This window comes from Rhizobium sp. BR 314 (assembly GCF_047445805.1).
Taxonomy (GTDB): domain Bacteria; phylum Pseudomonadota; class Alphaproteobacteria; order Rhizobiales; family Rhizobiaceae; genus Rhizobium; species Rhizobium lusitanum_B.
In genome coordinates, this window is record NZ_JARWLA010000028.1 from 70167 (window position 1) to 88158 (window position 17992).

Annotated in this window: 14 protein-coding genes; 5 read left to right on the forward strand and 9 right to left on the reverse strand. The window is 59.8% G+C overall.

The features are described from left to right. Positions 1–135 precede the first annotated feature (135 nt). A complete protein-coding gene (locus tag QD461_RS26770) occupies positions 136–2643 on the reverse strand; it encodes a DUF1217 domain-containing protein (RefSeq protein ID WP_414090367.1) in 2508 nt (835 codons plus the stop codon). A 316-nt stretch (positions 2644–2959) separates the two neighbouring features. On the opposite strand from QD461_RS26770, the gene QD461_RS26775 reads away from it, so the two are divergent. Beyond that, a complete protein-coding gene (locus QD461_RS26775; RefSeq protein WP_184700880.1) occupies positions 2960–3526 on the forward strand; it encodes a DUF6101 family protein in 567 nt (188 codons plus the stop codon). A gap of 68 nt (positions 3527–3594) precedes the next feature. Here the strand turns inward: QD461_RS26775 and QD461_RS26780 are convergent, their stop codons facing one another. The 3 genes from QD461_RS26780 to QD461_RS26790 all read right to left on the reverse strand — a co-directional run bounded on the left by QD461_RS26780 (position 3595) and on the right by QD461_RS26790 (position 5904). Further along, positions 3595–4050 (reverse strand): N-acetyltransferase family protein, encoded by a 456-nt coding sequence (locus QD461_RS26780; RefSeq protein ID WP_414090368.1) that lies wholly within the window; start codon positions 4048–4050, stop codon positions 3595–3597. Positions 4051–4067: 17 nt separating this feature from the next. Further along, positions 4068–5030 carry a 4-hydroxybenzoate octaprenyltransferase gene (ubiA, locus tag QD461_RS26785; protein ID WP_414090369.1) on the reverse strand — a complete coding sequence of 321 codons (963 nt, stop codon included), beginning with the start codon at positions 5028–5030 and terminating at the stop codon, positions 4068–4070. Between the two features lie 67 nt (positions 5031–5097). Further along, positions 5098–5904, reverse strand: coding sequence for a MipA/OmpV family protein (locus QD461_RS26790; RefSeq protein ID WP_184700876.1), 807 nt, complete (start codon positions 5902–5904; stop codon positions 5098–5100). Between the two features lie 269 nt (positions 5905–6173). Here QD461_RS26790 and QD461_RS26795 point away from each other — a divergent pair, with 269 nt between their 5' ends. Further along, entirely contained in the window at positions 6174–6608 is a 435-nt protein-coding gene (locus QD461_RS26795) for a hypothetical protein (RefSeq protein WP_414090370.1), read from the forward strand. A gap of 100 nt (positions 6609–6708) precedes the next feature. Here QD461_RS26795 and QD461_RS26800 read toward each other — a convergent pair whose 3' ends face one another. Both QD461_RS26800 and QD461_RS26805 read right to left on the reverse strand, forming a co-directional pair. Beyond that, entirely contained in the window at positions 6709–7968 is a 1260-nt protein-coding gene (locus QD461_RS26800) for a class I SAM-dependent methyltransferase (protein WP_414090371.1), read from the reverse strand. Positions 7969–8112: 144 nt separating this feature from the next. After that, positions 8113–10422, reverse strand: coding sequence for a Tex family protein (locus QD461_RS26805; RefSeq protein WP_414090372.1), 2310 nt, complete (start codon positions 10420–10422; stop codon positions 8113–8115). A gap of 248 nt (positions 10423–10670) precedes the next feature. Here QD461_RS26805 and purD point away from each other — a divergent pair, with 248 nt between their 5' ends. The 3 genes from purD to QD461_RS26820 all read left to right on the forward strand — a co-directional run bounded on the left by purD (position 10671) and on the right by QD461_RS26820 (position 14670). Further along, complete coding sequence (gene purD, locus QD461_RS26810; RefSeq protein ID WP_414090373.1) at positions 10671–11939, forward strand: phosphoribosylamine--glycine ligase; 1269 nt, start codon at positions 10671–10673, stop codon at positions 11937–11939. Between the two features lie 114 nt (positions 11940–12053). Then, a complete protein-coding gene (locus QD461_RS26815; protein WP_414090374.1) occupies positions 12054–12482 on the forward strand; it encodes a plant virulence effector HPE1-like domain-containing protein in 429 nt (142 codons plus the stop codon). Between the two features lie 373 nt (positions 12483–12855). Next, entirely contained in the window at positions 12856–14670 is a 1815-nt protein-coding gene (locus QD461_RS26820) for a methyl-accepting chemotaxis protein (protein ID WP_414090375.1), read from the forward strand. Between the two features lie 176 nt (positions 14671–14846). Here QD461_RS26820 and QD461_RS26825 read toward each other — a convergent pair whose 3' ends face one another. The 3 genes from QD461_RS26825 to QD461_RS26835 form a co-directional block, all read right to left on the reverse strand. Further along, entirely contained in the window at positions 14847–15341 is a 495-nt protein-coding gene (locus tag QD461_RS26825; RefSeq protein WP_414090376.1) for a DUF523 domain-containing protein, read from the reverse strand. 14 nt (positions 15342–15355) lie between these two features. Then, positions 15356–17470: a glycine--tRNA ligase subunit beta gene (gene glyS / locus QD461_RS26830; RefSeq protein WP_414090377.1), complete on the reverse strand. Its 2115-nt coding sequence runs from the start codon at positions 17468–17470 to the stop codon at positions 15356–15358. Between the two features lie 175 nt (positions 17471–17645). Beyond that, positions 17646–17978 (reverse strand): endonuclease domain-containing protein, encoded by a 333-nt coding sequence (locus tag QD461_RS26835; protein ID WP_414090380.1) that lies wholly within the window; start codon positions 17976–17978, stop codon positions 17646–17648. Between the last annotated feature and the right edge of the window lie 14 nt (positions 17979–17992).

Sequence of the window (17992 nt, forward strand, 5' to 3'; positions counted from 1 at the left end):
CCCCTCAAAGCTCTTAATTCCCGCCCGCTGTGCCGGCGAAGCAACATCGAAAATCCCGCGCAAAGGCGCGCGCGGAAACAGCTTTGCCGCGCAGGAACGCGGCAAGAAGGCGGTTTAAATTTTTTGTTTGAGCCGCTACTTCGAAGACGACAATTGCGCGATCGAGAGCAGCGTATCGGCGCTGATGCCAACGCCGGACGAAGAGCCGCCGAGAATCGACAGAGCCGGCGACGTGGACGACGTCGTATCGTTCTGCATGTCGTACATCGCGGAGAACCGTTGCAGCAGCGAATTGACCTTGGTCGGATCACGCAGATCACTGACGTTGATGAAATTGCCCAACATCTTCGCCTGCGTATCCACATCCATCGACGACATCGCGCTCGGCAGGCTGAAGGTCGTGGTGACGACCTCGTAGAGCGCTGCGTCACCCATGATATCGTAGACCGAATTGATATTCGGGGCCTTGCGCTGGAAGTATAGCGCCAGCCGCACGCCGGCATTGGTATCGCCTTCCTGATCTTCCAGCGTCTGGCGCAGGAAGAGATCGTTGGTCGCCGAGAGCGCCCCCTGATTTTGCGCAGAGCCAAGTTTGCTGTCCGTCAGCTTGCCATCCGTGCCGAAGTTGAACGCCTGGACAATGCTCTTGAACTTGGCGCCATCAGAGGTGTTGATGAAGCTTTTCGGATCTGACGGATCGGAGGCGAAAGCCTTCTTCAGCGTCGCGGTGTCGACGGTCTTCGGATCGATGCCGTTGGCCGTGAGGATGAAGTTTGTGAGCTTGCTGTCGGCCAGCAGATCCGTGACGCTCTTTACCTTGGTGATATTGGTCGCAAAATAGGTGCCGGCTTCCTTTGCATCGCTTGTGGCCTTGGTCAGCAGCGCTCCCGTCAGCCCGGCCGTGCTGTGGGTGGAATATTGGGAAATGTAGCTGTTGACCTGGGTCGGCGACAGGGACTGAACGGGAGCTTTCAGATTGCCCTTGCTGTCGAAGTTGAAAGCTTCGGCGAGCGCGGTGAAGCGAGTGTCCTTCAGCGAACTGACGTAGCTCTTCGGATCGTAGGGATCGCTCTCGAGAATCTTCGTCATCTGCGACTTTGTGATCTCATTCGCGCCGATACCATAGGCACGCAGCGCCATCTGATAGAGCTCGGGCGCGCTGTCGTTGGACGTACTGCTGTCAGCCGTATTGCTCGTGAAGAAATCCTTGATGGTCTTCACGCTGGCAAGGCGGTTCTTGTAGTTGTTGACGGCGTCCGTCGTCAGGCTCGATTGCGACGTCTTGTAATTGTTGATGTAGGCCGTGGAGGCGGCATTGATCGCGCTCTGCGACTGCGCCGTCTGGCCGGCGGCCAGCGTTCCGTCGGATTGGAAATTGAACGCGGCGACGACATTCGTCAGGCCGAAGATGGAAGCGGTGGTGGGATCGGCGAAGGCGTTCTTGAAGATGACCGTGGGCGTGGTCGGATCGATACCATAGGCCGTCTTGATATAATTGAAGAGGCGCGGATCCGACGTCAGCTGATCGACCGACGTTACCGAGCCGATATGGTCCTTGTAATATTGGTCGTTGTCTGCCGCGCCGATACTGGTGACGAACGAGGGTACCGTGGAATTGTAAGCGCTCATCACATCGGACTGTTGGCCCAACGTTTGCGGTCCACCGGAGAAGTTGGTCGCATAGGCTGATGTCATGGCGCTCACCTGCGCCGATGTCTGCGCCTGCGAGCCGGAAGCAACGGTGCCATCGCTCTGAAAATTGAATTGGGCCATGACGCTTGTCAGGCCGTTCGAACTTGCGACGCCGGCATCTCCGGCCGAAGCATTGAACTGGTCGGCGGTGATGTAGGCCGGGATGTTGAGGGCGGTCTTGACGTACTGGAAGAGCCGTGTGTTGGAGGTCAGCTGATTGACCGAGGTGATGTTGCCGATGTTCGCCTGATAATAGGCTGTGTCGCTGTCAGGCGTCGAGGCCTTGACCGTGCCGTCGGCGTTGAAATTGAATTCGGTCACGAGAGCCTTGTCGGCCGTGCCGCCATTCTGGTTGAGATAGCTGTTGGGATCGTTCGGATCGCTCGTCAGCATCTGCTTCAACGCGGAATTCGACGTATAGGTCGGATCGATGCCGTAGGCCTGCAACACGTAGTTTCTCAGCCTCGTGTTGCCAAGAAGGTCATCGACCGTCTTAACCGAGCCGATATTCTGGCTGTAATAGCTCGTTTCCGTGGCCGCGGATGTCGCTTCATTTGTAAACGATTGCTGATAGAGCCCGATCAGATCGTCTTCCTGCGCACTCGATTGAGCCGTCTTCGTGCTGCCCGTACCGAAATTGAACGCTGCAGCGAAGGCCTTGTATCGCGGATCGTTCAGCTTGTTCGCAAAACTGCTGGAATCGCTCAGGTCGCTCGTCAGCACCTGTTTCATAAAGGCCTTGGCATAAGTCATGTCCGAAAGCCCGTAGGCTTCCATGGCATAACTGTACAGCTGATAGTCATTCACGAAGTCGTCGACGTTGGTTACTTTGCCGATATTGGCATTGTAGTAGTCGATCTGGCGCTTGCTTTGCGACTGCGTCGCCACCTGCTTGAGCGAGGTGGCCATATCTCTGGTTGCGATCGTATAACCAAGATAGGTGGAAATCATCAGCAGAGTCCCAATAGATCTTCAATATAGTCGGCGAATCCTCTGATGATTATTACACACAAACCTTACCCGAGACTTACACGCACTCACTTTATACGTGTACTATATTGATGCAACGGCCTTGCCGTGTATTCACCTTATGGAAACCCTGATGCATTCGACTTTGCTAACCATTTGAGGACGCAAAGTTTTCTTAACCTCGATTTTTAAGCTGTCTGGAAGGGACGGCGCCTAATCTGCCCAACAACGAGAGGACAAAAGTTCTCCGAGAGAAGACCGGAAACCGGCTCTCAGGTAAAGCAAGGGTAGAGAATCGATGACAAATACCGTCCTGAAGCCCGATTGGGCTGGAACCACACTGCGACTTGATCCGACGCGCTTTCCGCAACAGGTCAGCTACGCCATGCGCGGTGCCGAGGGTGACGTCACCATTACGATCGATGAGCGCGGCGCCGTGCTGCGTAAGATCTTGCCGTCCAGTGGCCTGCCACTGTCCGTCGCTCTGCCGAAACGCGCCTTCATGGGTGTCGCCGCCCGCGCTATCGACCATGGCGACGGCGAAGTGACCGTTACGCTGGAGCTGCATCACTCCGATCCAGACCTCTGCATTCCCCTCCTCGTCGCTCACGACCTAAGCGACATCGCCGCCGACTGGCGCTCCTGGTCGGAAGCCTTCCGCATTCCGATGTTGATGATCGAAGCCGACGGCGTTGCCCGGCCGCTCGAAGAGCATCTCGGCGGTATCCGCGCGCAGGACAGCCAGCCGCGCCGCCGTCATGCCTATTTTGCAGACCGCCGCCCGCGTTTCCTCGTACGCCGCTCCACCGGCAAGCTCGGCATCAAGATGAAAATCGAAGGCCGCGAGATCATCGCAAGGCGCTAAGCCTACAAAGACAATTCGGATATTATCGATGATCGGCCGCAGGGGTTTCCCCTCGCGGCCGAAATCTTTTACGGCAACAGCGCTCGCTCCATGACGATCGTACGTTCCTCTCCGTAATAGCTATCTCTTTGGACCGTGAAACCAAGCCTGGCATAGAAGCCTTGGGCGGTGACCGATGAGGGAACGGTCAGCTTTGCGATGCCGTTGGCTTTGGCCCTGCGCTCGATCGCCATCATTAGCTGCAAACCGATGCCCTGCTTTTGGGCAGATGGAGAGACGAACACCGTGCGAACAACGGTGCCATCGAGGCTTGCGGTGCCCAGGACGACAGCGCCATCGACCGCAACGAAGACCGTTCGAGAGCCTAGAAGGTTCAACACGGCGGCAGGACTGAAATTTCCGGCGACCCGGTCGATGACGGCGGGAGAGTAATCACTCGCATTGCTCTGGCGAAGGGCGGCGACGATCACGCGGCTGATTGCTTCCGCATCATCTTCCTCTGCCAGGCGGATGTCGCAGGCCACGTTGCACCTTCGAGCGGTCAGGGAACGAGAAGCAGAAACGACAGGGAGAGCCCGGCAAAAATGATCAGGCCGACCCGGTTGTTGGATTTGAACAGGGCAAGGCATTGCTCGCCGTCATTGATGTCGAGCACGGCGATCTGGTAGGCGAACATGCCCCCGGCAATGACGAGGCCGACATAAGACAGCCAGCTTGCACCAGCCAAGGCAAAGGCGATCAGCATCAAGAACAGCGTGGCGCCATAAAGGCCGACCAGCCAGAGGCGCGTCTGATCGCCGAAAAGCCGGGCGGTCGAGCGCACGCCGATCAGCTCATCGTCTTCCTTATCCTGATGCGCATAGATCGTGTCGTAACCGATCGTCCAGAGGATGGACGCCAGATAGAGGATGATCGGGGCGAATGACAGACTGCCGAAAAGACCTGCCCACCCCATCAGCGCCCCCCAGGAAAAGGCAAGGCCGAGGAAGAATTGCGGCCAGTCGGTAAAGCGCTTGGCGAAGGGATAAAGCGCGACGATGCCGAGCGACAGCACGCCGAGAATGACGGTAAACCAGTTGAACTGCAGCACAACCAGCAGGCCCACGAGAGCCTGAAGCGCGATGAAGACCTTGGCCTGAAGGCGCGTCACACGGCCCGAAGGCAGCGGCCGCGACCGCGTGCGCGCCACCGACATGTCGATCTCGTGGTCGACCAGATCATTATAGGTGCAGCCGGCGCCGCGCATGGCGACAGCGCCGACGAAGTAAAGAACGAGGTGATAGATCACCACGAAGCCCGGCGAGCCATGCCCCATGGAGACCGAGGCGTTGGCAGCAAGCGCGACCGACCAGAAACACGGCCACATCAAGAGCTGCCAACCGATCGGCCTGTCCCAGCGCGCCAACTGCGCATAGGGCCAGAGCCACGGGGGCAGCACACGATACACCCAGTTTCCGGATGGCGCGTCAGCGACGCGCCCGTTGATGTCGCCTGTCTTTTGCATGAGCGAGTAGTAGTGATATCAGGCGCTCAAGGTCAAGCGGCGACGGGGCCGCAGCCCCGTTCATTCGTCAGTTGGCCGTGAAGTTGAACTTGTAGCTGGCCGACATGCCGATGAGGAGCTGGTTGCGGTCGCCGCGCTCTCGCACGAGGCTGCTGTCGGCGGCCGGGCCGGTCAGGCGGGTATATTCCACGAACGTGCTCGTGGTCCAGTTTTCCGAGGCCTTCCAGGTCAGCGCGCCGCCAACGCCAACGGACTTGACGCCGCCGCCTGGACTATACTGGCTCAGCCCGGATGCTGCCGCCTCCCGCGCGTTGACACCATAATAGGTATTGAAATAGTCGTTGGTGGCAACCGTCATGCGGGGGCCGCCGGATAGGCGCAGTTCCGGCGTAATGTCGGTAAAGGCATCGACGGCGGCATCGGCGACGAGGCCGCTATGGGCACGAATGCCCTGGCGCACTTCGACACGGGCGCGCAGCCAATCGGTCGGATAAACCTCGGCGAAACCGCCGGCTTCCAGACCCCACTTCACCTTTTTCAGGCCGATGAGTTCGCGCCCATCGCTGCTGTCGCGGCTGCGCACGAACTTGCCGACGATACCGAACCGGAAGGCATCGCTTTCGATGAGAGCGAAAGAAGGGTTGTCGTTGCGCGACGAGAAGCGCGGTCCTGGCCCTTGCCTGCCGACCGAGATCAACGGCTGCCACTGCAGCCTGTTGTGCTTGCCGCCTTCGAATTTCGGTGCCGAGAAACCGGCTGCACCGACGCTTAGATACCAGTTGCCCGACCAAAAATGTTGACCATCTGCGGCAGCCGCGGAAGCGGAAGCAACGAGTAAACCGAAACTGATAAAAAGACGCGATCTCGCGAACATGATGCAACCCCTTGATACGCAATACAAAGAGCCATACACGCGGCCCTAGAGTTGCCCCAAACTATTCGGATCGCGTTACCGCTCTCTTAACCACAACGAACTGTTACCGACGGCAGCGAATTTAAGTGGAAAGCTGGCCCAACCGCCGACTTGCGCCGATCTGTCGCGGTGATTTAAATCCAGCGTGGACTATTCAATCGTAGGTATTGATCGGATATTGCGAGCAGTATCTGATCAGCCGAAGCCCCATAGTCTGCAAAGAGAAACCCATGAAGACCACATCCCTGATTTCCTTAGGTTTATTTCTCGGCATCGGCGTGGCACTCTCAAGTTGTGTCGGCGCTCCGATCAGCGGCTCCAAGCAGAGTCAGTTTTCCGTCAGGGTCGCACCCGGCAAGAAGACAAAAATCACCAGCACCTCGCTTGTAAAACAGGATTGCACGTTCGCAGGCTTCCCCTATACGGGCGTCATCAAGGACCCGGCGCATGGCAAGGTCGAGATCGAGCATGGCCCGGTGGCCTCGAAATTCCCGAAGGACAGCAACGCCTATCTGTGCAGCGGCAAGACGGTTCAGGGAAACATCATCTACTATACGTCAAACGCCGGCTTCACCGGGACAGATCAGTTCACGTTGCGTCTGGCGGGATTGAATACCGACGGCACGGTGCAGGACGGAACATTCAAGGTTCATGTCGGACGATAGTCCGAAAGTCGGCCAACCCTGCAAACGGTAATACTGAAATGCAAACGTCGGCCCATGGAAGTCCAGGGGCCGGCGTGATCGAACGCCCGGAGGCAAGTGTTTAAAACATCACCTTCTCCAAAGGAGCGCGCGTTGCCTCGAACTCTTTCAGCTTGGCCTCGCGTTCCGCAATGTAGTTGCGGTTATCAGGTACGGCGAATTGGTTCTTGGTGATCTGCATCTGCATGATGAAGAGTTCATCCCAGCGGAAGCCCATTTCGGAGCCAGCCAGATAGAACTCCCACATGCGGAAGAACTTCTCATCGTAGAGCGCGACGGCATCTGCCTTGCGCGCGACGAAGTTGTTGCGCCAGTGCCTCAGCGTATAGGCGTAGTGCATCGGCAGAGTTTCGATGTCCCTGGTCAGCAGCCCGGCCTTTTCGAGCGGCGGCGTGGTTTCCCCGATGGACGGGATGTACCCGCCCGGGAAAATATACTTCTCGATGAAGGCGTTGGTGGCGTAGCTCGGCTTCGGCCGCGTAATGAAGTGCAGCAGCATGACGCCGTTGTCGTCGAGCAGCTCGGCAATTTTGTTGAAGAACTTGCCGTAGTCGCCAATGCCGACATGCTCGAACATGCCGACGGAAACGATGCGGTCGAACTTCTTGCCGGTCAGATAGCGATAGTCCTGCAGCTCGAAGCGGACACGATCCGAGAGGCCGCGCTTGGCCGCCCGTTCACGCGATACTTTCAGCTGCTCTTCGCTGAGCGTGATTCCGGTCACGTCCAGGCCCGGATAGGCCTCGGCGAGATACATGGCCATGCCGCCCCAACCCGAGCCGATCTCCAGCACCTTCTGACCAGGCTCGACCAGGAGCTTGGCGGCGATGTGGCGCTTCTTGGCCACCTGCGCTTCGTAGAGACTGATGCCGGGCGGGTTGAAATAGGCACAGGAATACTGCCAATCCTCATCGAGGAAGAGATCGAAGAGCTTGGCCGACAGGTCGTAGTGATGCGCAACATTGTATTTGTTGCGGTTGATCGGCGAGCGGCTCTTGATCTGCTGCAAGACGATGCGGCCGAGCAGTAGCGCCGCCATGCGGAAATCGAAGATTTCGTTGGTGGTGTTCTGCTTCACCAGAGAGAGGAATTCATAGATATCCCCCTGCTCGAGAATGAAGCGCCCCTCCATGTACATTTCGCCGAGCTTCAGCGTGGGATCGCGAGCAATCGCGTCTTCCGCCTGCTGATCCGCGATGCGCGCGACGATGGTTTCGCCGGAGCCGTCACCGATCATGTGCGTCTCGCCCGATGCGAGCATGAGCTTGAGGGAGCCTTTACGGATGAGTTTCTTAACGAGAGAAAAAAGTGCCGACGCCATGGACGCCTCGAATGTTATGACATGACATTAAGGCAACTTTAGCGTCTCACAGCCGAGTGGCAAGATCAGCTTTTCGCACACGTTGGCACTCTGGCAACAACTCTGCCAGAGTGTGACATTCTTGCATAAACTCTCGCTAAGTCCTTATTTTCGTTTAAGTGCGTCAGCCAGGGCTGCACCAAAACTACCTCGTTCCTCGGCCTTTGGACGGCTATTGTTCCTAACGCCAACGTTGCGAGCACCACCTTGCTCGCGCGACTCACGCCCGGAAGGGGCCGCCACAGTGCCGCCATCTTTGCGCATGGAGAGAGCGATTCGCTTCCGCTTCACGTCCACTTCGACCACCTGCACCTTCACCACATCGCCGGCTTTGACCACCTCGTGCGGATCCTTCACGAAGCGGTCGGCCAGCTGCGAGACATGCACCAAACCGTCCTGATGGACGCCAATATCGACGAAGGCGCCGAAGGCGGCGACGTTGGTGACCGTGCCCTCCAGCAGCATGCCGAGCTTGAGATCGCTGATCTCGTTGACGCCTTCGGCAAAGGTCGCGGTCTTGAAGCTCGGGCGTGGGTCGCGGCCGGGCTTTTCCAGTTCGGCGATAATGTCGCGCACGGTCGGCAGGCCGAACTTGTCATCGATGAACTGCCTGGGATCGACGGCCTTCAGCGTCGCCGTATCGCGCATCAGCGTGCGCAGGTCGCGGCCGCAGGCGGCGACGATCTTCTTGGCGACGCCATAGGCTTCCGGATGCACCGAGGACGCATCCAGCGGCTCCTTGCCATTGGGGATGCGCAGGAAGCCGGCGCATTGTTCGAACGTGCGCTGACCGAGACGAGCGACCTTCAACAGATCGCGGCGGGTTTCGAATGCGCCTTCGCCATCACGATGCTTGACGATCGCCTCGGCGATCGATGGGCCAAGGCCCGAGACGCGGGCCAGCAGCGGCGCCGAGGCCGTGTTCAGGTCGACGCCGACGGCATTGACAGCGTCTTCGACGACCGCGTCCAGCGAACGGGACAGCTTCTGCTGGTCGACATCGTGCTGGTATTGACCAACGCCGATCGACTTAGGCTCGATCTTCACCAGTTCGGCCAACGGATCTTGGAGGCGGCGAGCGATGGAGACGGCGCCGCGCAGCGAGACATCGAGGCCGGGGAACTCGAGTGCTGCCGTTTCCGAGGCGGAATAGACGGAAGCGCCCGCCTCCGAGACGATGACCTTCGTCGGCTTGGGCGCCGGCAATTCGGCGAGCATATCGGCCACCAGCTTTTCCGTCTCGCGGCTGCCAGTGCCGTTTCCGATGGAGATCAGCTCGACCTTGTGCTTACGAATGAGGGCCGCCAGCGTCGCCTGCGTGCCGCGCACATCGTTCTTCGGCGGAAAAGGATAGACCGTCGTCGTCTCCATGAGCTTGCCGGTGCCATCGACGACAGCCACCTTGACGCCGGTGCGGATGCCCGGGTCGAGACCCATGGTGGCGCGCGAGCCGGCCGGTGCAGCCAGCAGCAGATCCTTCAGATTGCGGGCGAAGACATGGATCGCCTCCTCCTCCGCGCGTTCGCGCAGTTCGCGCATCAGGTCGAGCGACAGCGACATGGAAAGCTTCACGCGCCATGTCCAGCTTGCGACGTCCATCAGCCAGCGGTCGCCGGGCCGGTTCGGGCCGATCTCGTAGGTGGTGGCGATCATCCGCTCGACCGGCTTGTTCGGTGACACGGCGTCCACATCGACGTCGATCGTGAGCGTCAGGACCTCTTCGTTCCATCCGCGCAGCATAGCGAGTGCCCGGTGGCCAGGCGCAGTTGCCCAGCGCTCCTGATGGGCGAAGTAATCGGAAAACTTGGCGCCAGCGTCCTGCTTGCCGTCGACGACAACGGCCTTCAAGGTGGCATTCGTTTTCATATGGCCGCGCAACTTGCCGAGGAGCTCTGCATTTTCGGCAATGCCTTCGGCGATGATGTCGCGTGCACCTTCCAGCGCAGTCTTCACGTCGGTCACTTCGGCCGTGATGAAGCCCTCGGCGAGAGCGGCGGGCTCTTTCGAACGGTCGGCGAGGATGGTGTCCGCGAGCGGGCCGAGGCCGCGCTCCCTGGCGATCTCGGCGCGGGTGCGGCGCTTCGGCTTATAAGGCAGATAGAGATCTTCCAACTCGGCCTTGGTGGCGACGGTGGCGACCTTGCGCATCAGCTCGTCGGTCATCTTGCCCTGACCGGTGATGGATTCGATAATGGCTGCGCGACGGGCTTCCAGCTCGCGCAGGTAAACGAGCCGCTCGGCCAGCGTGCGGAGCTGCGTGTCATCGAGGCCACCCGTGACTTCCTTGCGGTAGCGGGCGATGAACGGCACGGTCGCGCCTTCATCGAGAAGCTCGATGGCGGATTTGGCCTGATCCGGGCGGGCATTGATCTCGGCGGCGATGGTTGCGGCAAGGGAACGAATATCGGCGGCCATGTGACTCTCTGAACTGGACAATCGTGAGGGGGACCATAAGCACGATCCCGCTGGCATAAGAAACAGTTTTCGACGCGAGACGCGCTGATCCCCCAGAGAAGAGGCGATCTCGCGTCCAAACCATATCCCGCTTTAGCGATAGAAAAAGGCGTGGCAATGTTGGTCGCCAAACCTCCACAGGATTTGACGCTTGACCTTTGGCCCAAGCCCGCTTAACCGCGCAAAGGGATGCAACGAAAGGGCAAGCCATGAGAGTTCTGTTGATCGGATCGGGCGGACGCGAGCACGCACTGGCCTGGAAACTGGCGCAATCGCCTCTCATGACGGAATTTTACGCCGCGCCGGGCAATCCGGGCATTGCCGCCCATGCAACGCTTGTTGCTCTTGACGTCGACAATCATGATGCCGTGGTCGCCTTCTGCAAGGAAAAGGCGATCGACTTCGTGGTCGTCGGGCCGGAAGCGCCCTTGGTCGCCGGCATCGCCGACAAGCTGCGTGCCGCCGATATCGCCGTATTCGGGCCGTCTGCCGCTGCCGCGCAGCTCGAAGGCTCCAAAGGCTTCACCAAGGATATCTGCGCCCGCTACGACATCCCGACCGGGGCCTATCAGCGCTTCAACAACGCGCCGAAGGCGAAGGCCTATGTTCGTGCACAGGGTGCGCCGATCGTCGTCAAGGCCGATGGGCTTGCTGCCGGCAAGGGCGTCTCGGTCGCGATGACGGTCGACGAAGCGCTTGCCGCAATCGACGACTGCTTCGAAGGCGCATTCGGTGAGGCCGGTGCGGAAGTCGTCATCGAAGCCTTTCTGGATGGTGAAGAAGCAAGCTTCTTCTGCCTCTGTGACGGCAAGCATGCGCTGGCGCTCGCCACTGCCCAGGACCACAAGCGTGTCGGCGACGGCGATACCGGTCCGAACACGGGCGGCATGGGCGCCTATTCCCCGGCCCCGGTCATGACCGCTGAAATGGTCGAGCGCACGATGAAGGAGATCATCGAGCCGACTATGCGTGGCATGGCGGAAAGCGGCCATCCCTTCTCGGGCGTCTTCTTTGCTGGATTGATGATCACCGCCAAGGGTCCGGAACTCATCGAATACAATGTCCGCTTCGGCGATCCCGAATGCCAGGTGCTGATGATGCGGCTGAAGAGCGATCTATTGCCCCTGCTCTTTGCCTGCGCCAACGGTACTCTGGACCAGGTGGGGGCCGAGTGGAGCGATGACCCGGCGCTGACCGTGGTCATGGCCTCCAAAGGCTATCCCGGCTCCTATGCGAAGAACACGCCGATTACCGCATTGCCTGAGGACAGCGAGGGCGCCAAGGTGTTTCATGCAGGAACAGCCTTGAAGGACGGCACGCTGGTCGCGACCGGCGGCCGCGTTCTCAACGTGACCGCGACCGGCAAGACCGTTGGCGAAGCGCAGAAGCGCGCCTATGCCCTTGCAGGAGAGGTTAAATGGGAAAACGGCTTTTGCCGCAGCGACATCGGCTGGCGCGCCGTCGAGCGCGAAGCGTAAACAAATGGGGTCGATGCCGCGGGCGGCGATCCATTAAATCTTTACCTAATCTCCTGACGGTATGGAAACAAAGCTTCTCTAATGTCGCCATCAACCTAGATGGAGCTGTTTGCGATGCGTACCCTCTTCTTGACCTTGGCATGCCTGCTGGCCGGCAGTTCAGCTATAGCCTCGTCCATCCAGTCTGTCGAAGGCACGATGCGAAGCGGCAAGAGCAGCATCGTCGCGAAGAGCTGTGCCGACTGCCCTGCCCTCAAGCCGCAGGAGAGGGAAAAGGAATATACCGTTCCGACGCTGGCACCGGGCACGCAATCGGTCGCCATCCGCACGATCGACGGTGAGAAGAAGGTGGTGCGCACCGAGGCTTGGATGGGTGGCTCTCCCGTCATGTTCGTCAGCAAGCCTACCCCGGAGGCATTGGCCGCGGCCGACCCGTCTCCCGATGGTATCGACCTGGCCGCAAAAACCGCGGCTCTGCAGCCAGTAGCGGCGGCTACCGTTCCCGCGCGCCTTGATATCTCCACCTTTGAGCTCCGGCAGTAGAAGTGGAGCTTCTTCCCCTGTGACGCCGGCACTTCCGACGCCGGATCAGTTATGGCGCGAGTGATATTCGATTCTTTATTTAAGAATATTCGAATTATCAGAATAAAAGATCCGACAATCCAGTAAGAGTTGCCGTTAACGGTAACTCAGAGCAGATATTACTGTCGTTTGTGAGAGCATATCCTTGGTTTCATCTGGGAATCGGCACAACCATGCCCCTGCAATTAAAGATTTTTTAGACATAAATAGCGATTTTACTGTCACCGGACAGCAGCATGTCATTCAAGCAGCGGCAAACGTATTGGGGCTCTCTCAGGCGCTCGCACAGGCGGTAGGATACCGCACCGGTATTTAATTACCTGTGGAGGCACCATTGAAGAATCTCAAGATTGCACATCAACTATTTGCCCTGCTCGGCGTCCTGATGGCCGCCTTCGCGGTGGCCACCTATTTCCAGATTCGGTCTCAGGCTGATTCCATCTATGACGATCGCTTCGACATGCTGCGCACGCAGGTCGAATCCGGCATTTCCGTTATGAACCAATATTATCAGCGTGAAAAATCCGGCGAGATGACACATGAGGCGGCTCAGGCCGAGGCCTTCAAGGTATTGTCGCATGTCAGTTTCGCGCCGTCGGGCTATTTCTTCGGCTTCGACTATAATGTCGTCCAGCGCATTCACCCGAGCCCGGTCAATATCGGCAAGGACATGTCCTCGCAGGTCGACAAGAACGGCACCCATTTCAGCAAGGAAATGGTCGAAAAGGCCATCAAGGGTGGCGGTCGCACCATCTACTACTGGAACAAGCCCGGTCATCCCGAAAGCGACTTCTTCCTGAAGGGCAGCTATTCGGCCGCTTTCGACCCCTGGCAGATCGTGCTCGGTTGCGGCGTCTATATGGATGACCTGCAGGCGCAGATCAATACGACCATGTGGCGCGCCCTGCTCATCTGCGGCATCGTCTTCGTCATTGGCATCGGTGCCGCCCTGTACTGCATCCGCGGCATCACGCGGCCGCTCGCCGAGGTCCACAGCGCTCTCAAGGCCGTAGCCGACGAAGATGTGAAGATCACAATCCCGCACGTCGACATGCGCAATGAAATCGGCCTGATGGCCAACGCAACCCAGGCGCTGCAGGAAAAGATCCGTGAGCGCCATATGCTGGCCGATCGTCAGGCTGCCCAGGAACTCGAAATCAGCAGCGAGCGCGAGCAGAACCTGCGTCAGCAGCAGGACGAAGCCCGCGAACAGGCGCGTGTCGTCTCCGTCATCGGCAAGGCGCTCGAAGATCTTGCCCGCGGCGACCTGACGGTGCGTTGCGGCGATCTCGGCGCCAGCTATGCCGGCCTTCGCAACAACTTCAACGAGGCGCTGTCACATCTCGAAGCCGCGATGGGCCGCGTCAACGCCAAGGGCAACGACATCGGTCTCAGCAAGGAAGAGATCCGCCGTGCCTCCAACGAGTTGTCGCAGCGCACCGAGCGCCAGGCCGCCAGCCTCGAAGAGACCTCGGCAGCGCTCGACGAGCTCACCGTCGCCGTTCGCCAGACGGCGGAAGGCGCAGACGAGGCCAGCAAGCGCGTTCATGCTGTCAGCGCCGAAGCATCGCGCAGCGATGCGGTGGTCGCCCAGGCCATCGAAGCGATGAGCGGCATCGAAAAGTCTTCGGACGAGATCGGCAAGATCATCGGCGTCATCGACGAGATCGCCTTCCAGACCAACCTCCTGGCGCTCAACGCCGGCGTCGAGGCGGCGAGAGCCGGCGAATCCGGCAAGGGTTTTGCCGTCGTCGCCCAGGAAGTGCGTGAACTGGCCCAGCGCTCCGCGGCAGCCGCCAAGGAGATCAAGGACCAGATCGCCCGCTCATCCGGCCAGGTCGACCAGGGCGTCCGTCTCGTCGGCGAGGCAGGCGAAGCGCTGAAGCGCATCTCCGACCAGATCAAGGCCGCCAACGAGATCGTCTCGAAGATCGCCCACAGCGCCTCCGAGCAGGACACGACGCTGCGCTCGATCTCCTCTTCGATGAACCAGCTCGATGCCGCCACGCAGCAGAACGCCGCCATGGCCGAAGAGACCACCGCATCGGCCGAGACGCTCGCCGCCGATACGGAAGATCTCCTCGCCCTCATCCGCGGCTTCCGCGTCGCCGAAGGTCGCTCGGCCGCGGATCACCGCCGCGCCGCCTGACCTGCATAGGGCAAAATAACGAAACCGCCGGGCTCGCGTCCGGCGGTTTTCTTTTGAGCTGCGATTGGTGGCCTTAGAGCATTTCCAGGAAAAGTGCACAGCAGTTTTCCGTCCGGAATGCGTCAAGAAACAAGAGCATAGAGCGTTTTCGCGATTCTAAGAAAACCGAAAACGCGCTAATCTGCGGTTTCCAGCCGCTCGACCAGGCGGTCGATCTCGCGATCGGAATAGACTTCGATACCGGCCTGCTTGAGCAGTGCCGCCGTGACGCCCATGCCATTCTGCCGGCCGCCGGAAAATGAGCCGTCATAGATGAAGCCGGAGCCGCAGGATGGGCTGCCGTCGATCAGGAGGGCATAGCGACAGCCGGTTTCCTGTGCAAGCGCCAGCGCATTCTCTGCCGCCTGACGAAACTCCGCCGTGACATCGCCGCCGGTGATCTCCATGACCTTTGCTGTGCCAGCAAGCACATCCTCGCCGGCCGCGCCGCCTGCAATCTCGGCCGGTGGCCTCGGTACGGCCATCCCCGTGGACATTTCCGGACAGATCGTCACCAACAGCCCCTCCTCGCGCCAGCGATCGATCGCCGGATGTACAAGCGGCTTAGAACGGCCATCATAACGGACGGCATGGCCCATGAGGCAGGCGCTGACGAGAATCTTTCCGGTCATCGCGCCCCCATGTCTTATCCCGCAATCTTCGAGAAGTCGGCAACAGTGCCGGTTGCTTCGCGGATCAGGCGCAGCAGAGCCAGGCGATTGGCGCGGATGGCGGCGTCTTCGTCGTTGACGAACACGTCTGCGGCGAAGCGATCGACCGGCGCGCGCAGCTTGGAAAGAGCCGCCATGGCTGAGCGGAAATCTTCCTTGGCGATCGCATCGGAGGCTTCTGCGGAGGCGGCCTTGACGGCCGTGAAGAGATCCTTCTCCGCATCGAGCTTCAGCAGGGCCTCCGAAACGCCATCGGCAACGACGGTGCCCTTCTTCTCCTCGGCGGCCAGCAGCTGGGTGGCGCGCTTGGTGCCCGCCAGCAGGTTCTTACCATCCTCGGAGGTGATGAAGGCGGTCAGCGCCTCGACGCGACGGGCGACCATCAGCAGATCGTCAGTTTCCCGCGTTAGCACGGCGTCGATTAGGTCGTGGCGGGCGCCAAGATCGCGGAGATAAACCTTGAGACGATCATGGAAGAAAGCGAGCAGGTCGGCATCCTTGGTGGTTGCGAGCAGCGGCAGGCGCACCCCGCGCTCCAGAAGGATGCGGACGACGCCAAGCGCGGCACGGCGCAACGCGTAGGGGTCCTTCGAGCCCGTTGGCTTTTCGTCGATCGCCCAGAAGCCGACGAGCGTATCCAGCTTGTCGGCGAGCGCGACCGTGATCGCGACTTTGTCTTCGGGGACGCGGTCGGACGGGCCTTGCGGCTTGTAGTGATCTTCGATAGCGGCGGCGACCGAGACGTTCTCGCCCTGCAGTACCGCATATTTGCGGCCCATGAGGCCCTGAAGCTCGGGGAACTCGCCGACGGCTTCGGTGCGAAGGTCAGCCTTGGCCAGCACAACGGCGCGATTGACCAGAGCGGCATCGGCGCCGGTAATCTTGGCGAGGTCAGCGGCCAGCGCACGAATGCGGGCAACGCGCTCGCCCTGGCTACCAAGCTTGGCATGGAAGGTGACGTTCAGTGCGTCGAGTTTCGCCATGCGCTGATCGAGCGGCTTCTTCAGATCGAGACCGAATTTTTTAGCTGAGGCTTCCAGCGTTTCCAGATCGGGCAGATCGCCCTGGTCGCGCTTCCAGAAGTGCAGCGCGTCGGACAGACGGGCGCGCACGACCTTGCCGTTGCCGTGGATGATTTCTTTGCCGCCATCCGTCGCCTGGATATTGGCAACGAGAATGAAGCGGTTGGACAGCGTCTCGCTTGCCTGCGGACGGGTGACGAAACACTTCTGATTGGTCTTGATGGTCAGGCGGATGATCTCGGACGGGATCGACAGATAGTCTTCCTCGAAGGAGCCCATCAGCACCTGCGGCCACTCGACGAGGCCGGATACTTCTTCCAGCAAGCCTTCGTCTTCGACCAGCTCCAGGCCATTGGCAAAGGCGATGTCGCGGGCATCGTGCAGGATGATGTCCTTGCGGCGCTCCGCATCCAGGATGACATTGGCCTTTTCGAGGCTCGAGACATAGTCATCGAAACGCTTGACCGTAATCGGGCCTGGCGCATGGAAGCGATGGCCATAGGTCACGTTGGAAGCAACGATACCGTCAATCTCGAAGGGGATGACCACGGTCTCTTCATGCTCGGTGCCGAAGGTGCAGACGATCGACTGCAGCGGGCGCACCCAACGCAGCGAGCCGGGCTTTACCGATGCCTTGCCCCAGCGCATGGATTTCGCCCAGGGGAAGTTTCTTATGATGTCAGGCATCACGGCCGCGACGATTTCCTCTGCGGCGCGGCCGGGCTTGGAAATCACGGCAACGTAGAAATCACCCTTCTTCGGGTCGCTCTGTACCTGAGCTTCTGAAATCGAAGAAAGGCCTGCGCCGCGCAAAAAGCCTTCGACCGCCTTCTCGTTGGCATCGGTGCGCGGACCCTTGCGCTCTTCGCGCACATCGGCCGAGCGTGCAGTCAGGCCGCGAATGTCGAGCGTGAGGCGCCGCGGCGTCCAATATTCCCTGGCCCCCTCATAGGAAAGCCCCGCTTCGACCAGGGCATCGGTCACCAGCTTCTTCAGGTCACCGGCAGCCTTGCGCTGCATACGGGCGGGAATTTCCTCGGAGCGGAGTTCGAGAAGGAGATCGGGCATGTCAAGGTTCCTCACCCTCCCCTTGAGAGAGAGGGTCGGCACGGCGTGCCGGAGTGGGGTGAAAATAGTCGGCCTCTGCTAGCAAAATTTGCCGCTGCTGCACAATGGCAAATATCGTATCGAGAACAGCCTCGACCTCATCCATGACTTCGGCATTCCAGAATCGGACGACGTATTAGCCTTGCCTTTCAAGAAAAGCCGTTCTCCTCGCATCGTAGCGCCTCGCCGCCTCCTCCGCGTGCTGGCTACCGTCCAGCTCGATGATCAGGCCGATTTGATGACAGGCGAAATCTGCGAAATAACGCCCGATCAGAACCTGGCGACGAAAATGGGTGCCTTCGATCGGGATGCGCCACAAGTGTTTCCAGAGCTTGGCTTCGGCATCGGTCGAACCGGTGCGCAGGCGGCGGCTGTTGGCGATTTTGAAGCGGTCGAGTCTGGAGGGCTTTTTGGGCACGAGGATCTCTGGGATATTGGAACAACGAAGTTGGTGCCGCGCGATCAACACCCTCCCCTTGGGGG